This window comes from Sphingobacterium sp. T2 (assembly GCF_000814685.1).
GTDB lineage: Bacteria > Bacteroidota > Bacteroidia > Sphingobacteriales > Sphingobacteriaceae > Sphingobacterium > Sphingobacterium thermophilum.
On the sequence record NZ_JXAC01000055.1, the window covers coordinates 1 to 22,048 of the forward strand.

The 22,048-nt window shown below is 41.6% G+C and carries 25 protein-coding genes and 1 pseudogene; 15 read left to right on the forward strand and 11 right to left on the reverse strand.

Annotated features, from left to right (window positions below):
- From SD31_RS17070 to SD31_RS04690, 3 genes and pseudogenes are all read left to right on the forward strand, one after another.
- Positions 1-629: pseudogene (locus SD31_RS17070) on the forward strand (DNA polymerase III subunit gamma/tau); the annotation flags it as partial.
- A gap of 49 nt (positions 630-678) precedes the next feature.
- Positions 679-1,458, forward strand: coding sequence for a 23S rRNA (guanosine(2251)-2'-O)-methyltransferase RlmB (gene rlmB, locus SD31_RS04685; RefSeq protein ID WP_039053292.1), 780 nt, complete (start codon positions 679-681; stop codon positions 1,456-1,458).
- Positions 1,459-1,841: 383 nt separating this feature from the next.
- Positions 1,842-3,191, forward strand: a complete 1,350-nt coding sequence (locus SD31_RS04690; protein WP_231561177.1) for a glutamate racemase — start codon at positions 1,842-1,844, stop codon at positions 3,189-3,191.
- A gap of 11 nt (positions 3,192-3,202) precedes the next feature.
- On the opposite strand, the gene SD31_RS04695 is transcribed toward SD31_RS04690, so the two are convergent.
- Positions 3,203-4,969, reverse strand: a complete 1,767-nt coding sequence (locus tag SD31_RS04695; RefSeq protein ID WP_039053293.1) for a DEAD/DEAH box helicase — start codon at positions 4,967-4,969, stop codon at positions 3,203-3,205.
- Positions 4,970-5,211: 242 nt separating this feature from the next.
- Positions 5,212-6,087 (reverse strand): 23S rRNA (adenine(1618)-N(6))-methyltransferase RlmF, encoded by an 876-nt coding sequence (gene rlmF / locus SD31_RS04700; RefSeq protein WP_039053294.1) that lies wholly within the window; start codon positions 6,085-6,087, stop codon positions 5,212-5,214.
- 206 nt (positions 6,088-6,293) lie between these two features.
- Between rlmF and thrS the strand changes: the two genes are divergently transcribed.
- The 4 genes from thrS to rplT all read left to right on the forward strand — a co-directional run bounded on the left by thrS (position 6,294) and on the right by rplT (position 9,490).
- Positions 6,294-8,219 carry a threonine--tRNA ligase gene (gene thrS, locus SD31_RS04705; RefSeq protein ID WP_039053295.1) on the forward strand — a complete coding sequence of 642 codons (1,926 nt, stop codon included), beginning with the start codon at positions 6,294-6,296 and terminating at the stop codon, positions 8,217-8,219.
- 46 nt (positions 8,220-8,265) lie between these two features.
- The gene (gene infC / locus SD31_RS04710; protein ID WP_052258653.1) at positions 8,266-8,787 is read left to right on the forward strand and encodes a translation initiation factor IF-3; all 522 of its coding nucleotides are present in this window, start codon (positions 8,266-8,268) and stop codon (positions 8,785-8,787) included.
- Between the two features lie 42 nt (positions 8,788-8,829).
- Positions 8,830-9,030 (forward strand): 50S ribosomal protein L35, encoded by a 201-nt coding sequence (gene rpmI, locus SD31_RS04715; protein ID WP_039053296.1) that lies wholly within the window; start codon positions 8,830-8,832, stop codon positions 9,028-9,030.
- Between the two features lie 115 nt (positions 9,031-9,145).
- Positions 9,146-9,490: a 50S ribosomal protein L20 gene (gene rplT / locus SD31_RS04720; protein WP_039053297.1), complete on the forward strand. Its 345-nt coding sequence runs from the start codon at positions 9,146-9,148 to the stop codon at positions 9,488-9,490.
- A 67-nt stretch (positions 9,491-9,557) separates the two neighbouring features.
- Here rplT and SD31_RS04725 read toward each other — a convergent pair whose 3' ends face one another.
- The 9 genes from SD31_RS04725 to SD31_RS16450 all read right to left on the reverse strand — a co-directional run bounded on the left by SD31_RS04725 (position 9,558) and on the right by SD31_RS16450 (position 15,541).
- Positions 9,558-10,457, reverse strand: coding sequence for a metallophosphoesterase (locus tag SD31_RS04725; RefSeq protein WP_039053298.1), 900 nt, complete (start codon positions 10,455-10,457; stop codon positions 9,558-9,560).
- On the reverse strand, positions 10,444-10,656 hold the full coding sequence (locus SD31_RS04730; protein ID WP_039053299.1) for a hypothetical protein: 213 nt from the start codon (positions 10,654-10,656) through the stop codon (positions 10,444-10,446). Before SD31_RS04730 ends, SD31_RS04725 begins: the two co-directional genes overlap by 14 nt.
- Before the next feature lie 67 nt (positions 10,657-10,723).
- Positions 10,724-11,209 (reverse strand): RagB/SusD family nutrient uptake outer membrane protein, encoded by a 486-nt coding sequence (locus tag SD31_RS19895; RefSeq protein WP_197053532.1) that lies wholly within the window; start codon positions 11,207-11,209, stop codon positions 10,724-10,726.
- Entirely contained in the window at positions 11,206-11,832 is a 627-nt protein-coding gene (locus SD31_RS19900; RefSeq protein ID WP_197053533.1) for a RagB/SusD family nutrient uptake outer membrane protein, read from the reverse strand. Before SD31_RS19900 ends, SD31_RS19895 begins: the two co-directional genes overlap by 4 nt.
- A complete protein-coding gene (locus SD31_RS17085; protein ID WP_197053534.1) occupies positions 11,810-12,487 on the reverse strand; it encodes a RagB/SusD family nutrient uptake outer membrane protein in 678 nt (225 codons plus the stop codon). The genes SD31_RS19900 and SD31_RS17085 overlap by 23 nt, the downstream gene beginning before the upstream one ends.
- A 5-nt stretch (positions 12,488-12,492) precedes the next feature.
- The gene (locus tag SD31_RS17090; protein WP_197053535.1) at positions 12,493-13,134 is read right to left on the reverse strand and encodes a hypothetical protein; all 642 of its coding nucleotides are present in this window, start codon (positions 13,132-13,134) and stop codon (positions 12,493-12,495) included.
- Positions 13,064-14,005, reverse strand: a complete 942-nt coding sequence (locus SD31_RS17095) for a TonB-dependent receptor domain-containing protein (protein ID WP_052258655.1) — start codon at positions 14,003-14,005, stop codon at positions 13,064-13,066. Before SD31_RS17095 ends, SD31_RS17090 begins: the two co-directional genes overlap by 71 nt.
- Positions 14,006-14,036: 31 nt before the next feature.
- Complete coding sequence (locus SD31_RS17100) at positions 14,037-15,161, reverse strand: TonB-dependent receptor plug domain-containing protein (protein WP_197053536.1); 1,125 nt, start codon at positions 15,159-15,161, stop codon at positions 14,037-14,039.
- A gap of 188 nt (positions 15,162-15,349) precedes the next feature.
- Positions 15,350-15,541 (reverse strand): carboxypeptidase-like regulatory domain-containing protein, encoded by a 192-nt coding sequence (locus SD31_RS16450; protein WP_156138204.1) that lies wholly within the window; start codon positions 15,539-15,541, stop codon positions 15,350-15,352.
- Positions 15,542-15,912: 371 nt separating this feature from the next.
- On the opposite strand from SD31_RS16450, the gene SD31_RS18420 reads away from it, so the two are divergent.
- From SD31_RS18420 to SD31_RS14965, 8 genes are all read left to right on the forward strand, one after another.
- Entirely contained in the window at positions 15,913-16,248 is a 336-nt protein-coding gene (locus tag SD31_RS18420; protein WP_231561179.1) for a response regulator, read from the forward strand.
- The gene (locus tag SD31_RS18425) at positions 16,236-16,583 is read left to right on the forward strand and encodes a winged helix-turn-helix domain-containing protein (protein WP_231561180.1); all 348 of its coding nucleotides are present in this window, start codon (positions 16,236-16,238) and stop codon (positions 16,581-16,583) included. The genes SD31_RS18420 and SD31_RS18425 overlap by 13 nt, the downstream gene beginning before the upstream one ends.
- 2 nt (positions 16,584-16,585) lie before the next feature.
- Positions 16,586-16,993, forward strand: coding sequence for a hypothetical protein (locus SD31_RS14945; RefSeq protein WP_052258657.1), 408 nt, complete (start codon positions 16,586-16,588; stop codon positions 16,991-16,993).
- A 308-nt stretch (positions 16,994-17,301) separates the two neighbouring features.
- The gene (locus SD31_RS14950; protein ID WP_156138205.1) at positions 17,302-17,442 is read left to right on the forward strand and encodes a hypothetical protein; all 141 of its coding nucleotides are present in this window, start codon (positions 17,302-17,304) and stop codon (positions 17,440-17,442) included.
- 34 nt (positions 17,443-17,476) lie between these two features.
- Complete coding sequence (locus SD31_RS14955) at positions 17,477-17,890, forward strand: sensor histidine kinase (RefSeq protein ID WP_052258659.1); 414 nt, start codon at positions 17,477-17,479, stop codon at positions 17,888-17,890.
- 61 nt (positions 17,891-17,951) lie between these two features.
- Positions 17,952-18,395, forward strand: coding sequence for a PepSY-like domain-containing protein (locus SD31_RS04755; protein WP_039053300.1), 444 nt, complete (start codon positions 17,952-17,954; stop codon positions 18,393-18,395).
- Between the two features lie 406 nt (positions 18,396-18,801).
- Complete coding sequence (locus tag SD31_RS14960; RefSeq protein ID WP_052258660.1) at positions 18,802-20,847, forward strand: TonB-dependent receptor plug domain-containing protein; 2,046 nt, start codon at positions 18,802-18,804, stop codon at positions 20,845-20,847.
- Positions 20,813-22,042, forward strand: coding sequence for a TonB-dependent receptor domain-containing protein (locus SD31_RS14965; RefSeq protein WP_197053537.1), 1,230 nt, complete (start codon positions 20,813-20,815; stop codon positions 22,040-22,042). The genes SD31_RS14960 and SD31_RS14965 overlap by 35 nt, the downstream gene beginning before the upstream one ends.
- Positions 22,043-22,048 lie beyond the last annotated feature (6 nt).

A 22,048-nucleotide genomic window follows, 5' to 3' on the forward strand; every position in this document is an offset into this window, starting at 1 on the left:
TTGCAGTTTCAGCAGCTCCCGAGACAAAGTCTGTAACCTCTATGGGAGTACCAAAGCCGGTAGCTTCACCTTCACAGACCTCCCTTCCGAAAAGTAATAATTCTGACAAGCCGACAACTTTTGCTGAACCTAAACGTGCCTATACCTCTGGAAAAGGATGGGGCAATGTCAAAGCATCGCTAGCGGTACCTAGTCTTACTTCTGTCTTTGAGGAAAAGGAGGTAGAAGTTGCGGAAGAAAACGAACTAATCCAAGGGTCAGAGTTTAGGGAAGTAACTTTCAACGCATTCATCAACAAATGGAATGCGTTGGCAGAAAAGTTTAAAAAAGAAAACCGTATTACACTGTACACGATTATGACTGCCAATGAGCCTAGGTTGAAAGGCAATATCATTGAAATCGATGTGGAAAATATGGTGCAGAGTGATCAGTTAAGGGAGGGTAAGATAGACATCCTGAACTATCTGCGTGTGGAGCTCCAAAACTTTGCTTTAGACTTGGTATCGCACCAGGTAGAACAAGCCGTGGTGCGAAAAGCTTACACTTCTCAAGAGAAGTATCAAGCAATGGTTGAAAAAAATCCAGCCCTTGAAGTACTACGCAAAACTTTCAATTTAGGACTAAGTTAACAGACAATAAAAAAAACAGAAGAACAGTTCTTCTAAATATATCATAAGAATGCAACACAATTTCCAACGCAGAGAAAGAGCAGAACAAAAAGAGTCAAACCAAATGGTTTTTGGTATTCGTGCCGTGATAGAAGCTATAGACAGCGGTAAAGAGATAGAATCCTTGTTTATCCAGCGAGGCTTGAGCGGCAGCTTGATGTTGGAGTTGAAAGCTTTAATCAAAGAGCGTAATATTGGTTATCAGCAGGTTCCGGTAGAAAAACTTAATCGTATAACGCGTAAAAATCATCAAGGTGTTATTGCCGTAATTTCTCCTATCACCTACCAAAATATTGAAGATATTCTTCCTGCTATCTATGAAAAGGGCGAAACTCCTTTATTATTGATGTTGGATGGTGTTACGGACGTACGCAATATGGGAGCCATAGCACGTACGGCGGAATGCGCAGGAGTGCATGCTATCATCGTACCTAAAAAAGGATCTGCAGAAATCAATCCGGACGCGATAAAGACTTCAGCTGGAGCTTTATATAAAATTCCTGTATGTCGTCATGACTCCTTAAGTAAGATAGGTAAGTTTCTGATAGAGTCGGGTGTACAGTTGGTAGTAAGTACGGAAAAGACACAAGATTCTATATACGATGTAGATTATACCGTGCCTACATGCATCATCATGGGAGCTGAAGATGTAGGAGTGTCGGACGAGCTTATCCGCATCTCAGATAAGCTGGCTAAGATACCTATGTTTGGAGAAATAGAATCCCTGAATGTATCCGTGTCCGCTGCCATAGTTATCTATGAAGCCATTAGGCAGCGAAATATTAAATAGTATTGTAAAAACCACGCATAAACGCATAGAAGATCCTTAATGAATCAGAAATCATAAGTTCTATCGTTTATATACAGTATATATGAGTTTTTACTTGTAGTACCTTTTAACTTTCTGAAGGAATTAAAGGTAAAATCCTTAACTTCGTACAATCAACCTAAGATATATGAAAAAGCGTGTGGTGAAGACTGCTTTGGCAGTACTTTTTTTGTTATTCTCAATCAGCAAGTTTTGCACAGCAGCTGAAGATTGAAGAGTCTATTTTAAAAGATCGTAAGAGCTTTTATTACATTGATTTTTCGAAATACCCTAAAAATCTAAAAAATCTTCCTATTGGTGTTTTCGATTCAGGAACCGGAGGTCTGACGGTACTGGATGCCTTGGTGAATTTTGATCAGTACGATAATGTGTCGCAGGCAGCCGGTAAGGACGGTAAGCTAGATTTTCAAAGTGAGAAGTTTATTTACTTGGCAGACCAAGCTAACATGCCTTATGGCAACTACAATGCTGCCGGCAAGGACGATTTGCTGAAGGAGCATATCATCAAAGATTTTCAGTTCCTTTTAGGTAATAAATATTACCAAAAGGCTGAAGATCAGAATTTCAAAAAGGATAAGGAGCCCGTGAAAGCTATCGTCATCGCATGTAATACGGCTACAGCCTATGGCTTTCATGATGCTTTGAAATTTATGGAGAAGACCGGTCTAAATATTCCCGTAATAGGAGTTATCAATGCTGCGGTCCGAGGTACATTATCTTTTTTTGATAAGGATGAAAATGGTTCTATCGGTGTTTTTGCTACGGTGGGAACCATAGCATCGAAAGGTTATGAGCGTACCCTTCGTGAGCAGATACAGGCCTTAGGCTACAAAGGAGATATACAGATTTTCAATCAGGGAGGCTATGGGCTTGCAGAAGCTGTGGATGAGGAGCCTAACTTTCTTCGTAGGGACGTGAGTGCTCCTTGGGAAAGTTATCGTGGCCCTTCGTTGGATAACCCACAGTACAAGATTGATAAAGCCTTGCTGGAGGTTTATAATTTCAAGAAGGAAAATAATGCCCTCCTTTGTGATGACCCTAACCTAGATGACTGCTCGGTAATTCAACTCAACGATGCGGAAAATTATGTGCGATACCATTTGGTGTCATTGATGGAGCAGATGCGTCGTACACCAGATGCTCAACCTTTGAAAGCTCTGATCTTGGGATGTACGCATTATCCTTATCTGATAAAAGAGATCAATACCGTGTTTGCTGAGTTACGTAACTACAAAGATAGATCGGGAAATTATGTTTATCGCCATTTGATTGACGACAATATTCATATCATTGATCCTTCGGAGTATGTGGCTAAGGAATTGTATGAGTCGTTGGCAGCTAGAAATCTTTTCAGCGACAAAGCTCACAACATGTGGGAGCAATCGGAATTCTATATATCCGTTCCGAATGTAACAAATAAACATGTGGTGCTTGATGAAACAGGACGTTTTACGTACGACTATAAATACGGACGCCATGCAGGGGAAATCCAAGAGTATATCAAAAATGTACCGTTTGACAGGGATAATATTTCGGAGGAGACTTTGAGCCGCTTCAAAAAGTTGATTCCGAATACCTTCAAGCTGATGGAAAACTTCTCGCTAAAAAATAAGAAAACCCGATACTTAGATCCTAAGAAAAGAATAATAAAAAAAGAGACTATCCTAGATAGTTCTTCTTTTTTTATGAGGTAAGACAGGCAGAATTAATATCTGCTGCTGCTTCTTGATTCGCGTCTTTTGCCGGAGAAGTCACGGAAGCCTCCATTACGTTCTCTACGTCCGTTGCGGTCTTTTCTGTCTTCTCTGTCGCTACCATTACGTCCGCTTTTCGAACGACGTCCGCCTTTGTCGGACTTGCTGTCTCCCGATAGCTCGATACGTACTTGACGTCCTTTGAAATCAACGCCTTTGAAGCCTTCGAACACTTTGTTTACCTCACTGTCTTCCACTTCAAAGAAGGTGTAAACCCCTTTAAGGTCGATCTTGCCGATAGCCTTGCCTGAAATTTTAGCGTTGTTGCAGATATATCCAAGCATATCGCCACGACTGAAATCGTCCACAGAACCTAAGTTCATAAACAGACGGGTGAACCCTTTCGAAGATTTACGTCCTGCACGATCTCCTTTGCTGCTGCTTTCGCGTGCATCGATGTTAAGGTCCGGTGCATTTTTGTAGTATTCTAAGAAGCGGTTGAACTCCAAAGAGGCGAAACGTTTGATGATTTCTTCTTTCGAAAGGTGTTGCAACGACTCTTCGATAGCTGGTAGGAAAGGAGTGATCTGTTCTTCATTTACTTCTACATTGTGGATTCTGTCCACGATGGCAAAAAGTTGTTTTTCACAGACTTCCTGACCTGACGGTACCTGCTTACGGATGAAAGGCTTGCCGATGATCTTTTCGATGTGACGGATTTTACTCATTTCCTTCACATTGATAAGAGATATCGACGTACCTGTTTTTCCGGCGCGAGCGGTACGTCCGGAGCGGTGGGTGTAGTTTTCTACTTCATCCGGTAGGGAGAAGTTGATGACGTGCGTTACATCATTCACGTCAATACCGCGTGCTGCCACATCCGTAGCGATAAGCAGCTGTAAGCTGCGTTCGCGGTAACGTTTCATCACCTTGTCGCGCTGTTGTTGCGATAAGTCGCCATGTAATGCATCGGCATTATATCCATCTTTGATAAGTGCCTCTGCTATCTCTTGGGTTTCGATTTTGGTTCGGCAGAATACGATACCGAAAATTTCAGGGTAAAAGTCGACGATACGCTTGAAAGCAGCATACTTGTCTCTGGCTTTTACCACATAATAATGGTGCTCGATATTAGCGTTACCTGTGTTTTTTGCTCCTACAGTCAGTTCGAAAGGGTCTGTCATGTAGTTTTGAGCGATGCGGCGTACTTCTTTAGGCATGGTTGCCGAGAAAAGCATGTTTTTTTTGTCTTTTGGTGTTTCTGAAAGGATGCTGTTAATATCCTCTTGGAAACCCATGTTTAACATTTCGTCTGCTTCATCCAACACCACATACTCGATGTTTGAGAAATCGACAGCATCTCTGTTGATGATGTCCAGCATGCGGCCTGGTGTAGCAACTATAATCTGTACACCTCTTCTGATTTGACGTAATTGATCGCTAATGTTAGCACCACCATATACAGCAACAACATGTACGTCGTTGAGGTATTTGGCAAATTTTTCTAAGTCTTTGGCGATTTGTAAACAAAGCTCTCGGGTTGGACATAGTACCAACGCCTGAGGATGTTTTTTCGAAAAGTCGATTTTTTCTAATAATGGTAGACCAAAAGCCGCTGTCTTACCTGTGCCGGTTTGGGCTAATCCGACAAAATCGTCGTTGCCAGTCAATAATACAGGAATGGCTTTTTCCTGAATCTCTGAAGGTTTCTGAAAACCTATTTCTGTGATGGCATTAACAACTTCCTCACGGATTCCCAGTTCTAAAAATGGGTTCATGAATTCAATTATACAATAGGCTCTATTGCCTAAGGCACGGCAAAGGTATGAATAATTTTGCTAAAATCCTAATGTTTAATGGATTGACGTAGAGGAATTACTACCTTGAGCTCTAATCCTTTACAAATAGTTGTATTTGAAACAATCTGTAAAAAATATAAAGGGCTAAGAGGTAGGGTTTTTTATGGATATCATGCGAGCCGTAATTTGTATATAGGCTCGCTTTTGTAAGTGCATAAAATTTATCCCCATTTCCATGCGAGGATTCGCATTTTCTTTTGTCCCTGCTCTACAGGGATGATTTCTACGTGTGCTTTGTGATATTCCAATACTGCTATCAGAGGCTTGAGATGGGCTTTGTCGGATACCAACGAGGTAATCCAGTTTAGTTGGTCTTTAAACTTTTGACTTTCGTAAATCAACGAGGTGATGAAAGCTTTTTCTCCTCCCGGACACCACAGCTCGTTAGGATGACCGGCAAAGTTCTGTACGGTAGGAGCAGCGGTTTCTTTTTTAAGGTTTTGAAATTTTTTGGTGCTTTTGGTCCAATTATCTTCTCTGGATTTGAAAAAAGGTGGATTACAGATTACCACATCGAAATGATCTTTTTGATGGATGATGTTTTCCAGTATTTTAGTTCTGTCCGGTTGGAAACGTAGCTCGATTTTTTTCTTCAGCCAAGGGTTGTGCTGAATGTTGAGCTCGGCTTGTCGAAGGGAGTGACGGTCAATTTCTGTCCCTACAAATTTCCATTCGTATTCTTGGGTCCCCAAAAGAGGATAAATGAGGCTGGAACCTGTTCCTATGTCTAGGACAGTCACTTTGTTGCCTTTTGGGATGTGGCCTTGCTGCTCAGCGGCTAAGAGGTCTGCTACATGATGGATATAGTCTGCTCTTCCGGGGACGGCAGGACAAAGGCTGTTGGGCGTTAGTTGCCAGTATTTCAGCTTGTAGTCGGCAAACAATAAGGCTTTGTTAAGCTCGAAGACTGCTTTAGGGTCCGAGAAATCAATAGTTTCTCGGCTTTCTGTACGGATGATATATGTTTGTAGCTCGGGGTTTGCAGCTTTAAGCTTCTGCATATTATAACCCCGAAGATGTTTGTTTCTAGGATGCATAAATGAATGTTTGAACCTTCGAAGGTACTTTTTTAAATCGAAATTTCAGTTATTGGTCTTTCATTTTTGATAAGTTACATTTGTTTGTGGAAATATTAGTAAATTTGCATTTCACGGATTTCAGCCGGCAAGCAATGTAGTTGTATGCATTGTGGTTGAAATCTTTTATCAATCGTTTTTATAATAATTTAAAATCATATTTGTTAATGATTAATATTACACTACCTGACGGTTCAGTACGTCAGTATGAAAAAGGGACAACAGCAATGCAGATTGCGTTGTCGATCTCAGAAGGGTTAGCGCGAAATGTATTGGCTGCCGAAGTGAATGGTGAGGTATGGGATGCTTCGCGTCCTATAGAGCAGGATTCCTCGGTGAAATTGTTGACGTGGAACGACGACAAGGGCAAGTCTACCTTCTGGCATTCGTCGGCACACTTGTTGGCCGAAGCGTTGGAAGCATTGTATCCGGGTATCAAATTCGGTATAGGTCCAGCTATAGATACGGGCTTCTACTATGATGTGGATTTCGGCGACAGAGAGTTTTCGTCGGACGACTTCAAGAAGATTGAGGATAAGATGCTGGAGCTAGCCAAGCAGAAAGAGGTCTTCGAGCGGAAGCCGGTTTCCAAGGCTGAAGCATTGGAATATTTCACACAAAAGGGTGATGAGTACAAGCTGGACTTAATTAAAGATTTGGAAGACGGTACTATCACTTTCTACACACAAGGAAACTTTACAGACTTATGCCGTGGTCCACATATTCCGCATACAGGTTTTATCAAGGCGGTGAAGCTTACTAACGTTGCAGGGGCATATTGGAGAGGGGATGAGACACGTAAGCAACTTACTCGTATTTATGGGGTTACCTTCCCTAAAGCTTCGGAACTTACCGAATATCTCAAATTTATTGAGGAAGCCAAGAAGCGAGACCACCGTAAGCTGGGTAAAGAATTAGAGCTTTTTGCCTTTTCGGAGAAGGTAGGTGCCGGCTTGCCTTTATGGTTGCCAAAAGGTACGGCGTTGCGTCAGAAGCTTCAAGATTTCTTGCAGAAGGCGCAGCTTAAAGCAGGCTATGAGCCGGTAATCACACCGCATATCGGTAACAAGCAACTTTATATCACTTCGGGGCACTATGAAAAATATGGAGCGGATTCGTTTCAGCCTATACACACGCCTATCGAAGGGGAAGAGTTTTTCTTGAAACCGATGAACTGTCCGCATCACTGTGAGATATACAAAACAAAGCCACGTTCGTACAAAGACCTTCCTATCCGTTTTGCGGAGTTCGGAACAGTATATCGCTACGAACAGTCAGGAGAGTTGCATGGGTTGACCCGTGTTCGTGGGTTCACACAAGATGATGCGCACCTGTTCTGTCGTCCCGACCAGGTTAAGGACGAGTTCAAAAAGGTTATCGACTTAGTGTTGTACGTATTTAACGCACTGGGCTTTAATGACTATATCGCTCAGGTGTCACTAAGAGATCCAGAAAACAAAACCAAATATATCGGCTCGGAAGAGAACTGGGCTTTGGCGGAAAGCGCTATCATTGAAGCAGCACAGGAAAAGGGTCTTAAGACCGTGGTAGAGTATGGTGAGGCCGCCTTCTATGGCCCTAAGTTGGACTTTATGGTGAAAGACGCTTTGGGACGTAAGTGGCAGTTAGGAACTATTCAAGTGGACTACAATCTTCCTGAGCGTTTTGAGTTGGAATATACCGGTTCGGACAACCAGAAGCACCGTCCGGTGATGATTCACCGTGCGCCATTCGGTTCGTTGGAGCGTTTCGTAGCAGTATTGATTGAGCATTGTGGAGGTCAGTTCCCATTATGGCTTGCTCCAGAGCAGTTTATCGTCTTGCCGGTATCAGAAAAATATGAAGAATATGCACAAAATCTTTTAGATTCGCTAAATAATTCCGATATTCGCGGTCTGATTGATCTTCGTGATGAAAAGGTAGGACGCAAGATCCGTGACGCCGAAGTGAAGAAGATACCTTACATGCTGATTGTAGGGGAGAAAGAGATAGAAAGCGGCACGGTTTCTGTTCGTAAGCATGGGTCAGTGGATTTAGGATCCATGACTGCTGACGAATTTAGAGATTTATTAATTAAAGAAATCACTGTTTAAACTTTAACATTTGGCATTAAAAAAAACTAGTGGCCCAAGACCACCGATGAAAAAGAAAGAACCAGAACACCGTATAAACGATGCTATTCGTGTACCAGAAGTACGTTTGGTAGGAGATAATATCGAGCAGGGTGTGTATCCTACTCGTCAGGCATTAGAGATGGCGGATGAGATGGGATTGGATTTAGTGGAAATTTCGCCAAACGCTGTTCCTCCTGTTTGTAAAATTCTGGATTATAGCAAATTCGTTTACGAACAAAAGAAGAAACAGAAGGAGATCAAAGCGAATGCGAAGCAAACCGTCATCAAGGAAATTCGCTTCGGTCCTAATACCAGTGATCACGACTTCGACTTCAAGTTGAAACATGCTATACGTTTCCTTGAGGCAGGAGAGAAGGTACGTGCATACGTTCACTTCAAAGGTCGTGCAATAGTTTTTAAAGAGCAGGGAGAAATCCTGTTATTACGTTTTGCACAAGCTTTGGAAGACTACGGTAAAGTTGAACTATTGCCAAAATTGGAGGGGAAACGTATGTTCCTGACCATCGCTCCTAAAGGGAAAAAATAAAAAAGAATTCTAACAGATTGATATAAAATATAAGTAAGTATTATGCCAAAAGTAAAAACCAATTCCAGCGCTAAAAAGCGTTTCAAATTAACTGGAACAGGTAAAATTGCAAGAAAAAGCGCTTTCAAAAGCCACATCTTGACAAAGAAAACAACTAAACAAAAACGTAACTTAACGCACAAGACTTATGTGTCTGACGCAGATTTAGGTAACGTAAAACGTATGTTAACAATTGGTAAATAGTTGTTTTATTCAATTATTATTAATTAACAAGTAACAATATTTTTTAACCGGGTACTGGGTTGTAAGTTCGTTGCGATACACGACGCCTTTTACCAAAAACTAAAATTTTAAAATTATGCCACGTTCGGTTAACGCAGTAGCTTCAAGAAGAAGAAGAAAAAGAATCTTGAAATTAGCCAAAGGCTATTTCGGTTCACGTAGCAAAGTTTATACTATTGCTAAAAATTCAGTAGAAAAAGGTTTACAATACGCTTATCGCGACCGTAAAACCAAAAAACGCGAGTTTAGAGCTTTATGGATCCAACGTATTAACGCTGGAGCTCGTCAACACGGAATTTCATATTCTCAATTTATGGGTAAATTGAATGCTAAAAACATCGGCTTGAACCGTAAAGTTTTAGCTGACTTAGCGTTAAATAACCCAGAAGCTTTCAAAGCAGTAGTTGATGCAGTTAAATAATTAAGTTGTAAACCGCTATCAATTTGTTAGATATACGAAAGGGAACTCATTGAGTTCCCTTTTTGTTTTATTCAAACAGCTTGACCGTGAATTTGCTGTCGGCATCCTCTTCCAATATGTTGGCGCCAGGTCTTGGAGCGAAAGTTTTTACGGAAAGCGTGTTTTTGGTAAGGTTGAAGCGCATAAGACGCATATATCCGTTGCCGCCGTTAGGTCTGCTCTGGTAGTCTGACAAGAAGGATTTGATGACGGTAGAATCCTGTCCGTTGTTAAATTTATATATCATCTCTTCTATAGCTCCTTCACCACTGATGTGTCCACACAGCATGATGATGACATTTTTATGTTTCTTAAAGTTATGATAAATCTTGCTGCCTTGGGAAGTGAAGCTGCTATATCCTTGTTGAGTGCTGGTCCCCGGCGTGGTGATGTTAGCGGTGTTGTTAGTAGGAGCCTTGAGTATGCTATGGCTTACGATGATGACCTTTCTATCCGGAAATTTCTGAATGATACTGTCCGCCCAATGGAAGACTTTGGCTTCATAGTTTGCATTATATAATGCTTCCGAAGGGTTGTTGTATTCGAGATAGAGCACCATGAATTTATGCGCTCCATATTCGAAAAAGTCGTAGTGGTTGTCGCTGTTGTTGGAGCTACCATAGGCGTCTTTGTACCACGGAGTAGCACTGGTCTTCATCACATTTTTTCCGAAATATACACCGTAGCCACTGTTGGTTCCCGGCGACATGGGGTTACCGTATGGTGTTTGGTCGTGATTTCCTACAGCCACGCCAAAAGGAATCTTGGCATCTTTAAGCCGGTAGAGCTGATTTTTGGCGTTTATCCATTCCTGAGAGTTGCCGTCATCGCCATGGTCAACGACATCCCCTAGGTGTGCAACATATTTAATTCTGGAGGTCGTTACATTAGCAAGAATCCAATCGATTTGATATTTAAAGAGGTTCATGGAGCCACCGTGTTTTTCCGCGGTGTAATACTGAGTGTCGGGAAGGATGGCGAATCTGAAAAAAGTCGTCGGAAGAAGAAGAGGAGGCGGCCACCTTTTCTACCTTGCCGAGATTCAATGTGCTTTCTACGAGTTCTACAGACTCCTTGCAGCTCATCAGCAGCGCTGCAGACAGAATAATAACATTCAAATTTTTCATAATATCTGTTTATATTGGTTAATAGATAATAACAAAAGGCTTGATTATAAATCAAGCCCTTTTGTTATTAATATCCTGGATTTTGTTTCACATTTGGTAGAACGGAGATTTCGGCCGATGGAATTGGCCAATATTCGTCTTTGTTGACTTTGAATACTACGTTTTGCACGCCGAAATATTTAGTAGCCTCTGCGTGGTTGTATTTAGGAGTGTAGTTTTCGTCGAATCCGGTAAGCACATTTTTCTTCCATCCTTTAGCATCTCTGTTGAGGTATAGAGTTCCGTTCATCACATCGTTTGCTATTCCCCAGCGACGGAGGTCGTACCAGCGTAGTCCATCGGCAGCCAGTTCCACCTTACGTTCGTAACGAAGAGCTTTACGCATTTCACTTTGTGAAAGGTTGGATGGTATTTCCGGCATTTTGGCTCTGCGTCGGATTTTGTTTATTGCTTCGGCTACCGAGGCATCGATTTGGTTGGCTTCAATCTTTGCTTCGGCGTACAGCAGCAATAATTCGGCGTAACGGAAAAGGCCGACGTTAAGATCACTCATGCCTGAAACTGAGGTGGAGTTGATGTCGCTATATCACAATGTTTACGCCAGAGGTACCCACTGTAGGAGCGTGCTGCATTGGACTGATCAGCGTTGGCCACACTTACAGGATTGGCGGAAGTACCGTTCAGTACAGGCCAGTAGTTCAACACATTTTTATAGTTTGCGTTCATTTCGAACTGATAGCCAAGAAAGCGGGACCCAGGTCTTACGCAATACATGTCGAGACGAGGATCTCGATTTTCAAAAGGTTTGTCCTCATCGTACAGTGGTGATTCGGTAATAGGAAGGCCATCAATAGCCTGGAAGGAGTCGATGAAGTCTTGTGTCGGCCCCCAATAAGCCACTCCCTTCCCGAGACGGGAAGCTGCGTAGTACTGTTGGTTATGTGTGTTGCCGTCAATATTCATGTTATATTCCAGCACCCAAATCCATTCTTTACTGGAACGGAATCCCTCATGACCGAAGATGTTAGACACGTCAGGTTCCCCTACTGTATGGTCCTTTCCTACATATTGGATACTGGAGTTGAAAGGTGTCAATTCGTGTATCCCTTCGGATAGCTGAAGAGCTTTGGAAGCGGCATCAATAGCTATATCGTTATTTTTTTGCGTAGAGTGCAATACGGGCTTTGAGCATATAGGCAGCTACACGACTGGCACGTACATTTCCTGAAGCTGCTTGGGAGACAGGCAAAGCGTCTGCGATTTCCGTCATCTCCTCCATAATCCATTGCTGTATTTGTTCTTTCGGTGTGCGGCTGATGGTTTCTGCTTCGTTGAGATCCAAGGTCTTCGTCAATAAAGGGACATCCCCATAAAGTTCTATAAGTTGAGAATAGGCATAGGCTCGGATAAAACGCAGTTCGGCATCAAGCTGGTTATATTTTTCTATAGGTGTGGAGCTTTTCAAGTTTTCGAGGTTATCCAATACAGTATGGACGCGGCCTATAGTTTTATAATGATAATTCCATGGTTTTATAGCTAGAGCGTTGTCCGTAGTATAAGAGCTGGTGATGGCAGGTGTATAGTTGTTGCCTGGTCTGGCGTATCCTATGTCCGTCACGTTGTCTATAACGTGGGCAAAAGGAGTGCTGCTAGCATCCAGCAAAGTGAGGGATTTGTACGCGCCGAGCAGTCCGTATTCAGCTTCTACCGCATTTACCGGAAAAGCACCTACGGTAGGACCGTTCAAAGGATCCTTATCGATGTCGCAAGACACCATGTTTAATGTAGAGAGGAGCGCTAGGCTCAGCAATATATGTTTACGAATTTTCATTCTTCTTAAAATTTTAAGTCAATACCGAATGTGTAATATTTAACCTGAGGATAGAAGTTACCGTTTCCGAGAGTTACCCCCTCACTGCTTGAGGCATCGTAGTTGATTTCAGGGTCGTATCCTTCATAGAATTTTGTCTTAGTAAATAGATTTTGACCGTTGACATAGATGAAGGCTTTACTCACCTTAAGTTTAGACAGGAAAGAGGCCGGAATTTCGTATCCTAACTGGATGTTTTTCAGACGTAAGTATGATGCGTCACGCATCCAAAAGGTAGAATTTTGTGTGTTATTTGTGGATACGTGCGATAGGCGTGGTAAGGCCGCATTAGGGTTGTCAGGTGTCCAGTAGTCTTCCTGCCAAGGTTTTACGGCGCTAGCGTTTGCCAAAGGCACTACATAGTGTGAGTTGAGGTATCCGTCAGCTTTTCCTACACCTTGGAGGAAACCACTTAGGCGTAATCCTTTGTAGCCTAGGTCGAGATTTAGTCCATAGGTGTAGCGAGGGATGGTACTGCCAATAATAGTTTTGTCGGCATCGTTGATCACGCCATCCGGAATAGGGTTGCCATTAGCATCAAATGCTCCTGCGATATCTTTGTAGCGAACATCGCCAGGCTGCAATGTTCCGAATTGGGTAGGTACCATTCTTTATTTCTTCTTCATTTTGGTATAGACCGTCAGCGATATAGCCATAGATAGAGTTGATGGCATAGCCGGTTTGTTGTCTTAAGAAGGTTCCGTCTGTAGTGTTACGCATGTCGAGGATTTTGTTTTTGACATCTGAAATATTGAAACCTACTCCTAGACGGAAATCACCAAACTTATTGTCATAGCGTGTAGAGAACTCCCATCCTTTGTTTTCTACCTTTCCTGCGTTTTGGAAAGGAGCATTTAACCCGGCAAGTTGGGTGATATATAGTTTCATGAGGATTCCTTCGGTAGTTTTATTATACCAGTCGAAGGTAAAGGAGAACTTGTTGAACAGCTGAGCATCCAAACCTACGCCCGAGATGGTTGTTTCTTCCCATTTCAGATTCGGGTTGGCCATGTCGTTAAGTGTTACGATAGGATGCACCTCCCCGTTTAGAGATATACTTCCTACAGCAAGCTCCGAGGTGAAAGGATAATAGGTGTTGCCGATGTTTTGATTTCCTAATTTACCCCATGATGCGCGTATTTTTAGTTGGTTGACAGTGCTTTTTAGGGGTTGCATGAAATTCTCTTCCGATATTCTCCATCCTGCAGAGAAAGAAGGGAAGGTAGCCCATTGGTTGTTTTTGCTGAAACGTGAACTGCCATCATGGCGGATGTTTGCTTCCAAAAGGTATTTGTCTTTGAAGGAATAGCTAAAGCGTCCGAAGGCCGAAACTAGCAGCCATTCTTCTACCGTTCCGTTATTACCTTTGGTTTCGTTGTCGGCACCGGCTTTCAACACTTCATATGTGTCGTAGATGAAGTCTCTACGGTAGCCCATGAGAAACTTGTCGTTGTATGACTCCCTTGAGGTTCCCGCCATAAGGGTGAAATTATGGTTGCCGAATCTTTTGTCAGCAGTATGCTGTCAGGTAATAGCTGCCATAGTAGTCCCGATAGGAGGTTTCTTCCAGGTCAGTGAAAGTGTTTGCCGCGCCTTGAGAAATGCCATTTACGTCATATACGTCTACGCTTTTGGTGAACGTATGTCTGTTGCGGGTTTCATAACGTGGAGCTACCGTGCCGTTGATGCTCAACCAGTTGGTAGGTTTGTAATTTAAGGATATATTGCCGTAAAACTCGATGTTATTGGTTTTGCGGTTACCTCCTTCTTCGATAAAGGCTACGGGGTTATTTTTCACCCAACCTTCAGCCCACAGGCCATTAGGGTGACGGATAGGCAAATTTGTGGGCATACGTCCGATGTAATTCCAGACTGTTCCTTCGCTGGCAATCTGTCTGCGGTTTTTGTTGGTTACCGCTACGTCCATTTTGATAGATAACTTCTCACTTGGTGCAATATCCATGTTGTTGCGGAAGTTGTATCGTGTAAAGCCTGTGTTTTTAAGCAAGCCTTCCTGTGTAGAATAGCTGAACGAAGGGGCAACGCGGATAATGCCACTGTTGGCCATAAGGCCTACGAAATGGTTGTGAGTGAATCCGTTTTCGGTAAGTATTGCGCCTTGCCAGTCAAAGTTTGAAGGATCAGCTTCGTATAGTTTTCTAAACTCTTCGATGTCGGCATCGGTATAGGTAATCTGGTTGCCGTCATTGATATTGGCTTCATTGAACATGCGCATCAAGGTGAATCCATCAGACACCTTAGGGATGGCCGTAGGTTCTTGAAAGCCGACATATCCTTTATAGTCTATGGCGATTTTATCTTTCGCACGTTTGGTGGTGACTAGGATGACGCCATTTGCAGCTCTTGATCCGTAGATGGCAGCAGAGGCGGCATCTTTAAGGATGGATATACTTTCTATAAGGTTGAAGTCTAAATTATCCAGAGAGCCTGCCACACCGTCGATAATGACAAGAGGAGAGCTGTCTGAGCCACCGAATGAGCTTATACCACGGATACGAATCTGAGCTGCATCCCCTCCAGGAGATCCTGTTTGCGACGTTACTGTAACGCCGGGAGCGAAGTCCCTGAAGAGCATTACTGGTAGATAGGTTAGGTCTACGCTGTAGCTGTTCACTCTGGATTTGCGATACCGAGCCGGTGAGGTTGCCTTTTTTCTGTAGTTCCATAACCGATCACCACTACTTCTTCAAGACTTTGTTCTTCTGTGAAGAGTTGTACATTTAATCGGCTTCTTCCTTTTACGGCCTCCTCATGTTTGCTGAATCCTACAAGAGTAAATACGAGGATGTCGTCGTCATCAGCCTAGATTTTAAATTCTCCGTTGGCATCAGTGAAGGTAGAGGCTGTGGACTGACCTTTGATGCTGATTGTTACGTTGGAGAGCTTTTCTCCCTTTTCGCTGGAAACTTGGCCGGTAATATTTTTCTTCTGTCCGAAAGAAAAATAAACCGGAATCATAAAAAGAGCGAAAATCAATAATAATTGTCTTTTCATTAATTTTTTATGGTTTAATGGATTAAAACTGGTTTTTTGTAAAGTTTTAATGTTTTTGTGTTGTGTAAAGAATTATTGGTTATCTATCTGATTGCTCAGTAATTCGAAAATAAAAAAAATAAAATATAAAATAAAAAAAGTAAAATTAAATTTCTGATAATTTATTGTTACGTCTCGTAGTGCGTGTTTTCGTGTTTTTTCAGAGGTTTATGAAATATTAAAAGTTTAAAAAATGTTTTGTAAAATTTTTTATTTATTGAATAAGTTTAAATTATTTGTAAAGTATTCTGATGTGAATGTATGAAAACAAAGTGCTGACCTGCTTTTATTCCTAAAAATTTCCCAATTCAAATCGTTATATTGTATGCTGTATGAAAATCTTGATTATTGAAGATGAGTTGCAACTGCAAGGTGCCATTCAGGAATTTCTGGTCGGGGAGCAGTTTTTGGTGGAGGTGGCATCGACATTTGATAGTGGATTGGAGAAGGCTTTGACTTATAGCTACGACTGCATTTTGTTGGATATTATGCTGCCTGGAGGTTCGGGGTTGGATATTCTTAAGGTTATGCGTCAAGAAGGGGTGAAAAGCCCTGTGTTGATTCTGTCGGCCAAAGATTCTGTGGATGATAAGGTGGTGGGGCTGGAGAGAGGAGCGGATGACTATTTGGCGAAGCTTTTCATTTTGCGGAACTGTTGGCACGGGTAAAGTCTATCATACGTCGAAATGTTCAGCACGGAACTTTGTTTCTGACCTATAAAAATGTCATGCTGGATCCTGATACACGCGAGGTGAGTGTGGGTGGTGTGCCTCTGTTGTTAAATCGCAAGGAGTATGATCTTTTCTATTATTTCATGTTGCGACCGAATAGGTTATTGGAGAAGATGACCATTGCGGAGACGGTGTGGGGGGATCATGCGGATCAGGCCGATAATCTGGATTTTATTTATTCTCAGATAAAAAATCTGCGTAAAAAGCTTAAAACTGCCGGTGCTGAATTAGATATTCAGGCAGTATATGGTGTGGGGTATAAACTGGTTTAGTGATGGCTATATCCGTAAAAAATTACACCAATAGGTTTGTTGCGGTCGTGTTGCTGGTGGTCATGGCTGTATGGGCACTTCTTTTCTATGCTGTTATCATGGATGAAGTGTATGATAATATTGATGACGGACTTAAAAACCAGAAAATACTTATTCTTCGTGAGGTATATAAAAACCCTAAGCTTATAGAGGATTCGAAGGAGTATGGGGTCAATCAATTTATTATTCGTCCTTTGGAAGGAAATGGGGAAGAGATAGATAAGAATGTTTTTTCCAAAGAGATGATTTATATGCCTTATGATGAGGAAGAAGAACCTATCGGGTGTTGCGAACAGGCTTTTATGATGCTGCCGGCAACCCATATCTGTTGGAAATACGTACATCTACCGTCGAAGAGGATGACTTTCTAATCAATTTGGGGATATCCTTGCTGGTGTTGTATGTCGTTATCGTATTGAGCTATTTTGGTGGTCAATCTATTTTGTATTGACAAAGAGCTTGGCAGCCTTTCGATAAGATATTAAAACATCTTTCCCGTTATCGATTTGGTAAGGCAGATAGTTTTGTGGCTGTACCTTCAGCGGTGAAAGAATTTAATGATTTGAATAATCATTATTCAATTTATTGAATTCATGCAGAACGAAAAAAGTTTTTGAAAAGTTTCAAAGCATTTTTTTGGAATGAATGCATTCTTCATGAATTGCAGACTCCTTTGGCTGTGAGTATTAATAAACTAGAGTTGGTGCTTGAAAATAATGCGCTGTCGGAAGCTGATCTGGTGAAGATTGTGGAAGCAAAGAGGTCAATGCAACGTATCGTCAATCTAAACAAAAGTCTGACTCACCCTTTCACGTATTAATAACCAACAGTATAGTGAGAATCAAGAAGTGAATATGAATGAGGTGGTGGAAGAGCTGTTAGAAGACTATCACGACCTCATTGTCTTTAAAGATATTCAGCTTCATAAGCAAGATAATGGGGTGTTGAAAGTTATGGCTAATAAGGAATTAATGAGCATATTGGTGGCTAACCTGCTTAGCAATGCTATTAAATATAATGTTCAGCAGGGGAGTCTTGATATCTTTATCGAGTCGGATAGCTTACGGATTTTAAATACCAGTACGGAAGGAGCTTTAAATCCGGATTATATTTTCGAGCGCTTTTATAAGGGGAAACAAGATAGTAATTCCAATGGCCTAGGGTTGTCCATTGTAAAATCCATTTTGGAGAATTATCCACAGTTTTTGTTAGAGTATACGTATACGATGGACAAACATCAATTTTCTCTCGTAAAACGGGAAAAGTAATTTCTTACCAATTGTTTCCAGAATTGGAGATGATCTTTGAGTGTAAATAAAAATAAAAGATATGAAAACGATATTAAAACTAGGACTGGCTGTAATGTTAATGTTGAGTTTTGTTGCTGTGCAGGCACAGGATAAGCTGATTACTGTTGCTCAACTGCCAAAGCAAGCGCAGGCTTTTTTGAAAACTTATGGGAAGGGAATGACTGTGTCATATGTAAAAAAAGAAGATGAAATATTTTCGAGAACTACATATGAAGTAAAAATGAATGATGGTTCGGAAGTCGAATTTGACAAACATGGAAATTGGAAAGAGGTGGATTTCAAGCTTAATGCAGTTCCACACGCTTTGATTCCTCAAAATATAAGAAATTATGTGGCCAAAAGTTTTCCGAATAATAAAATTGTAAAGCTAGCGAGGAAATCTACTAAGTACGAAGTAGAGCTGTCAAATGGTCTGGATTTGGAGTTTGATAAGAATGGCAAATTCCTTCGAATAGACGACTAGTAGACTGTAAAATAAGTGATGGAAAAGGGGAACTTGGTAAACTGATTTCCCTTTTTTAGTTTTAATGGGTATTTTATTTAATGGGATAATTAATTAGTTTGATTTGGRAATTTGAAAAATAAAGCTTTAAAAATTTTATATTTTTTTAAATAATGTTAAAAGAGTGGTGTAAAATCGTTTTTGTAGGGTTAATAGGGCATAATAAGTTTTTGTTTGCTGTCAAAATAAAAGAAATAGCTCTTGTAAGGGTTTAAATATGTCTTATTTTATAACAAAAAAGTTTCATAACATTTTTTTTTTATTATTTTTTCTTTTATATATTTGTTTCCTAGTTAGATAACCAAGAGCCTAAGTATTTAGGAATAGAAGAAACCATACAGAATTATAAACCATTCAAGTCTATTTTATGAAAGTCAATCGTAAACATGTTTTGGCGGAAATAGCTGTATCCGGATTGTGGGATTTGAGGAATCTGAGGATACGTTATCTCTACATCTTGTTGCTTTTATTGTTTACTGCAGCGGGCAACAGTGTGGCTTATGCGCAACAAGTTTTATCCCTTACGGGTAAGGTTGTAGACGCTTCCACAAATAAACCATTAGCGGGTGTGAAAATTGAAGACCAGCAAAGTAAGGTTTTGGGCGTGTCGGATGTTAAAGGTATGTTCTATATCAAAGCCAAAGAGGGAGAAAATGTGGTGCTAACCATGTTGGGCTTTGAGAAATATTATTATACGGTTAGAAAAGATTCGTTGAATATTACTTTGCAGCTAGAGCCTTCGACACGTTCTATCGATGAGGTGGTGGTCACTGCTTTGGATATCAAACGTGAGCAAAAGGCTTTGGGATATTCTGTTACGACTTTGAAGACGGAAGAATTGACCGAGACCTTGCCAAACAACTGGACGGAGGCCTTGTCGGGAAAGGTGGCAGGTCTTAACTTGGTGCGTTCTAATGCCGGACCTACAGGGTCAAATTCTATTATCTTACGTGGGGAAAGCAACCTTACGGGTAGCAATGAGGCCTTGATCGTAGTAGATGGGGTAATTATTAATGGCGGTTCTGGCCGTAGAGTAGGTGGGTCGGCAGCTTATCAAGATGAAACGGTGGTAGACTACGGTACTAACGTGGAAGATATAAACCCCGAAGATATTGAAGAAGTTACGGTATTAAAAGGACCAGGAGCTGCCGCTCTTTATGGTTCTCGGGGTGCCAACGGAGCTATCATCATCACTACCAAAACCGGAAAGAAAAAAGAGAAAGGTATTGGGGTAAATTTTAGCTCTAACAATTCTATGGCTACCATCAACCGGATGCCGGATTTGCAATACGAGTACGGTCAGGGAGATATGGTAGACTATTATTCATATGGAAGTACGGAAGATGGAGCAAATACAGGAGGAACTTCCAAAGCTTACGGTGCAAAATTTGACGGACAATATTTTTATCAATATGATCCTGCTTTGCAAGCACGAGGTACCGAAAGAACCTTGTGGAGACCATATACCGAAGGGTTTAATGCCTTCTTTGAGACGGCAAGAACTTCTACTAACAGCATTTCAGTAGATGGAGGTACTGATAAGACTACAGCACGTTTCTCTTATACGAATGTGCAAAACTCGTGGATAGTGCCGAATACAGGATACAGAAGAAACACAGTCTCTATGTCGGTAAATTCCACGCCGTCAAAATATATTAAAGTGACAGCCAAGATGGATTATACGAACAAGAGTTCGGATAACCTTCCTGGTGGTGGTTATAACAACCAAACGATTATGTATGGTTATATCTTCTGGCAGCCAAACGGTGATGTACGATGGTTGAGGGATTATTGGAAGAAGGGGTTAGAAAACGTGGAGCAGAATACACCGTTGTCTACAGGAAGAGATAACCCATACTTAATAGCGTATGAGATGTTGAACACGCAAGACCGTAACGCACTAACAGGAAATGTAGCGGCCACCTTTACGTTGCGAAAGAATCTTGAGGTTACCGTGCGTACGGCGATAGATCAGGCAGCAGATACTCGCAGTCAGCGCAGACCTTTCGATACATACAACTTCCCTAAAGGGATGTACCGCGAGCAGAATGTCATCAGCCGTGAGGTAAACTCAGACGTGATGGTGAAATACAATACGCAGGTCGGGGAAAATGTCAAAATCAACGCTTCTGTGGGTGGGGCTATGTTGCGCAACTCCTACAACCGCGTGTCGATGTCTGCTGACTCTTTGTTATATCCAGGGGTGTTTACCTTTGCTAATGCTGCCAGTACGATAGTGACTAGTCCGTATAAGGCTAAATATGCTATTAATAGTGTTTATGGTCTTATCGCAGGAGATTATAAAGGCTTTGCCTTCCTAGACTTTACGTTACGTAATGACTGGAGTAGCTTGCTGGCGACACCTACAAGCACAAAGAATGTATCTTATTTTTATTCCATCGGTCAATGGTAGTTTGATTTTATCGGATATCATTAACCTTCCTCGTCAGGTTAACTTCCTGAAATGGAGAGCGTCGGTAGCGGGGGTAGGTAGTGGCGGTACATCGCCTTTCCAGACATCCAACCCTTATCTGTCAAGTCAGCTGTATACGGGAGGTGGTCTTTATAATCCAACAACCTTAAGTAACGAAAACCTAAAGCCTCTTTTCACTTTGAGCTACGAGACAGGTATAGAAGCTAAGTTTTTCAAAGAACGAGTGGGGTTAGATTTTACTTTATATCATTCTAATACACGAGATCAGATTCTGACAACCATTCTCGACAGATCTTCGGGATATAGCAATATGGTGGTAAATGCCGGAGAGGTGCGCAACAGAGGTATCGAAGCAGCGCTAAATCTAACTCCTATCAAGAAGAGAGGAGGACTAACGTGGACTGTCAACACTACTTTCTCGAAAAACGAAAACAAGATTTTATCATTAGCTGAAAATACCGAATCGTTGATTCTGCAAAATGGACCGGGAAGTAATGGGTATGTGATGGCTTATGTAGGAGGAAGTATGGGCGATTTGTACGGCCGTGGATATAAGCGCGCCCCTTCGGGAGAAATTATCTATAATGCAGGATTGCCGGTTCTTTCGGAAGAGTTGCTGTATCTAGGTAACACTACACCGGATTGGAAAGCGGGAATTCAAAACAAATTCAAATACAAAGGTTTCTCATTGGGATTCTTGTTTGACGCTCAGGTAGGAGCTGTAGCCTACTCACTCACTCAAGGTAAGATGGCCGTGCAGGGTAAGACCAAAGTTACTTTGCCTGGTCGTGAGAACGGAATCGTAGGTAGAGGAGTAGTGGAGAATGAAGACGGTACCTACAGCCCTAATACGGTAGCGGTGTACGATATGTCTTCTTATTACGATCAGCACTTTGGTGTTGCCAATGTGGAAGGATCGGTATTCTCTACAGATTTTATCAAGTTGAGAGAAGTGCGTTTTGATTACTCTTTCAAGGCAAAAGTCTTGCAAAAAGTGAAATTGCAAAAACTTAATATCGGTGTGTATGGAAGAGATCTGTTCATCTGGTCGAAATGGCCGGGATTCGATCCAGAGTTCGGTACATTGAGCGGCTCAGAGATCAACAGAGGTTTTGAGATAGGTCAGTTTCCTTCAACACGAACCTACGGTGTGAATTTAAGTGTAGGCTTTTAATTGATT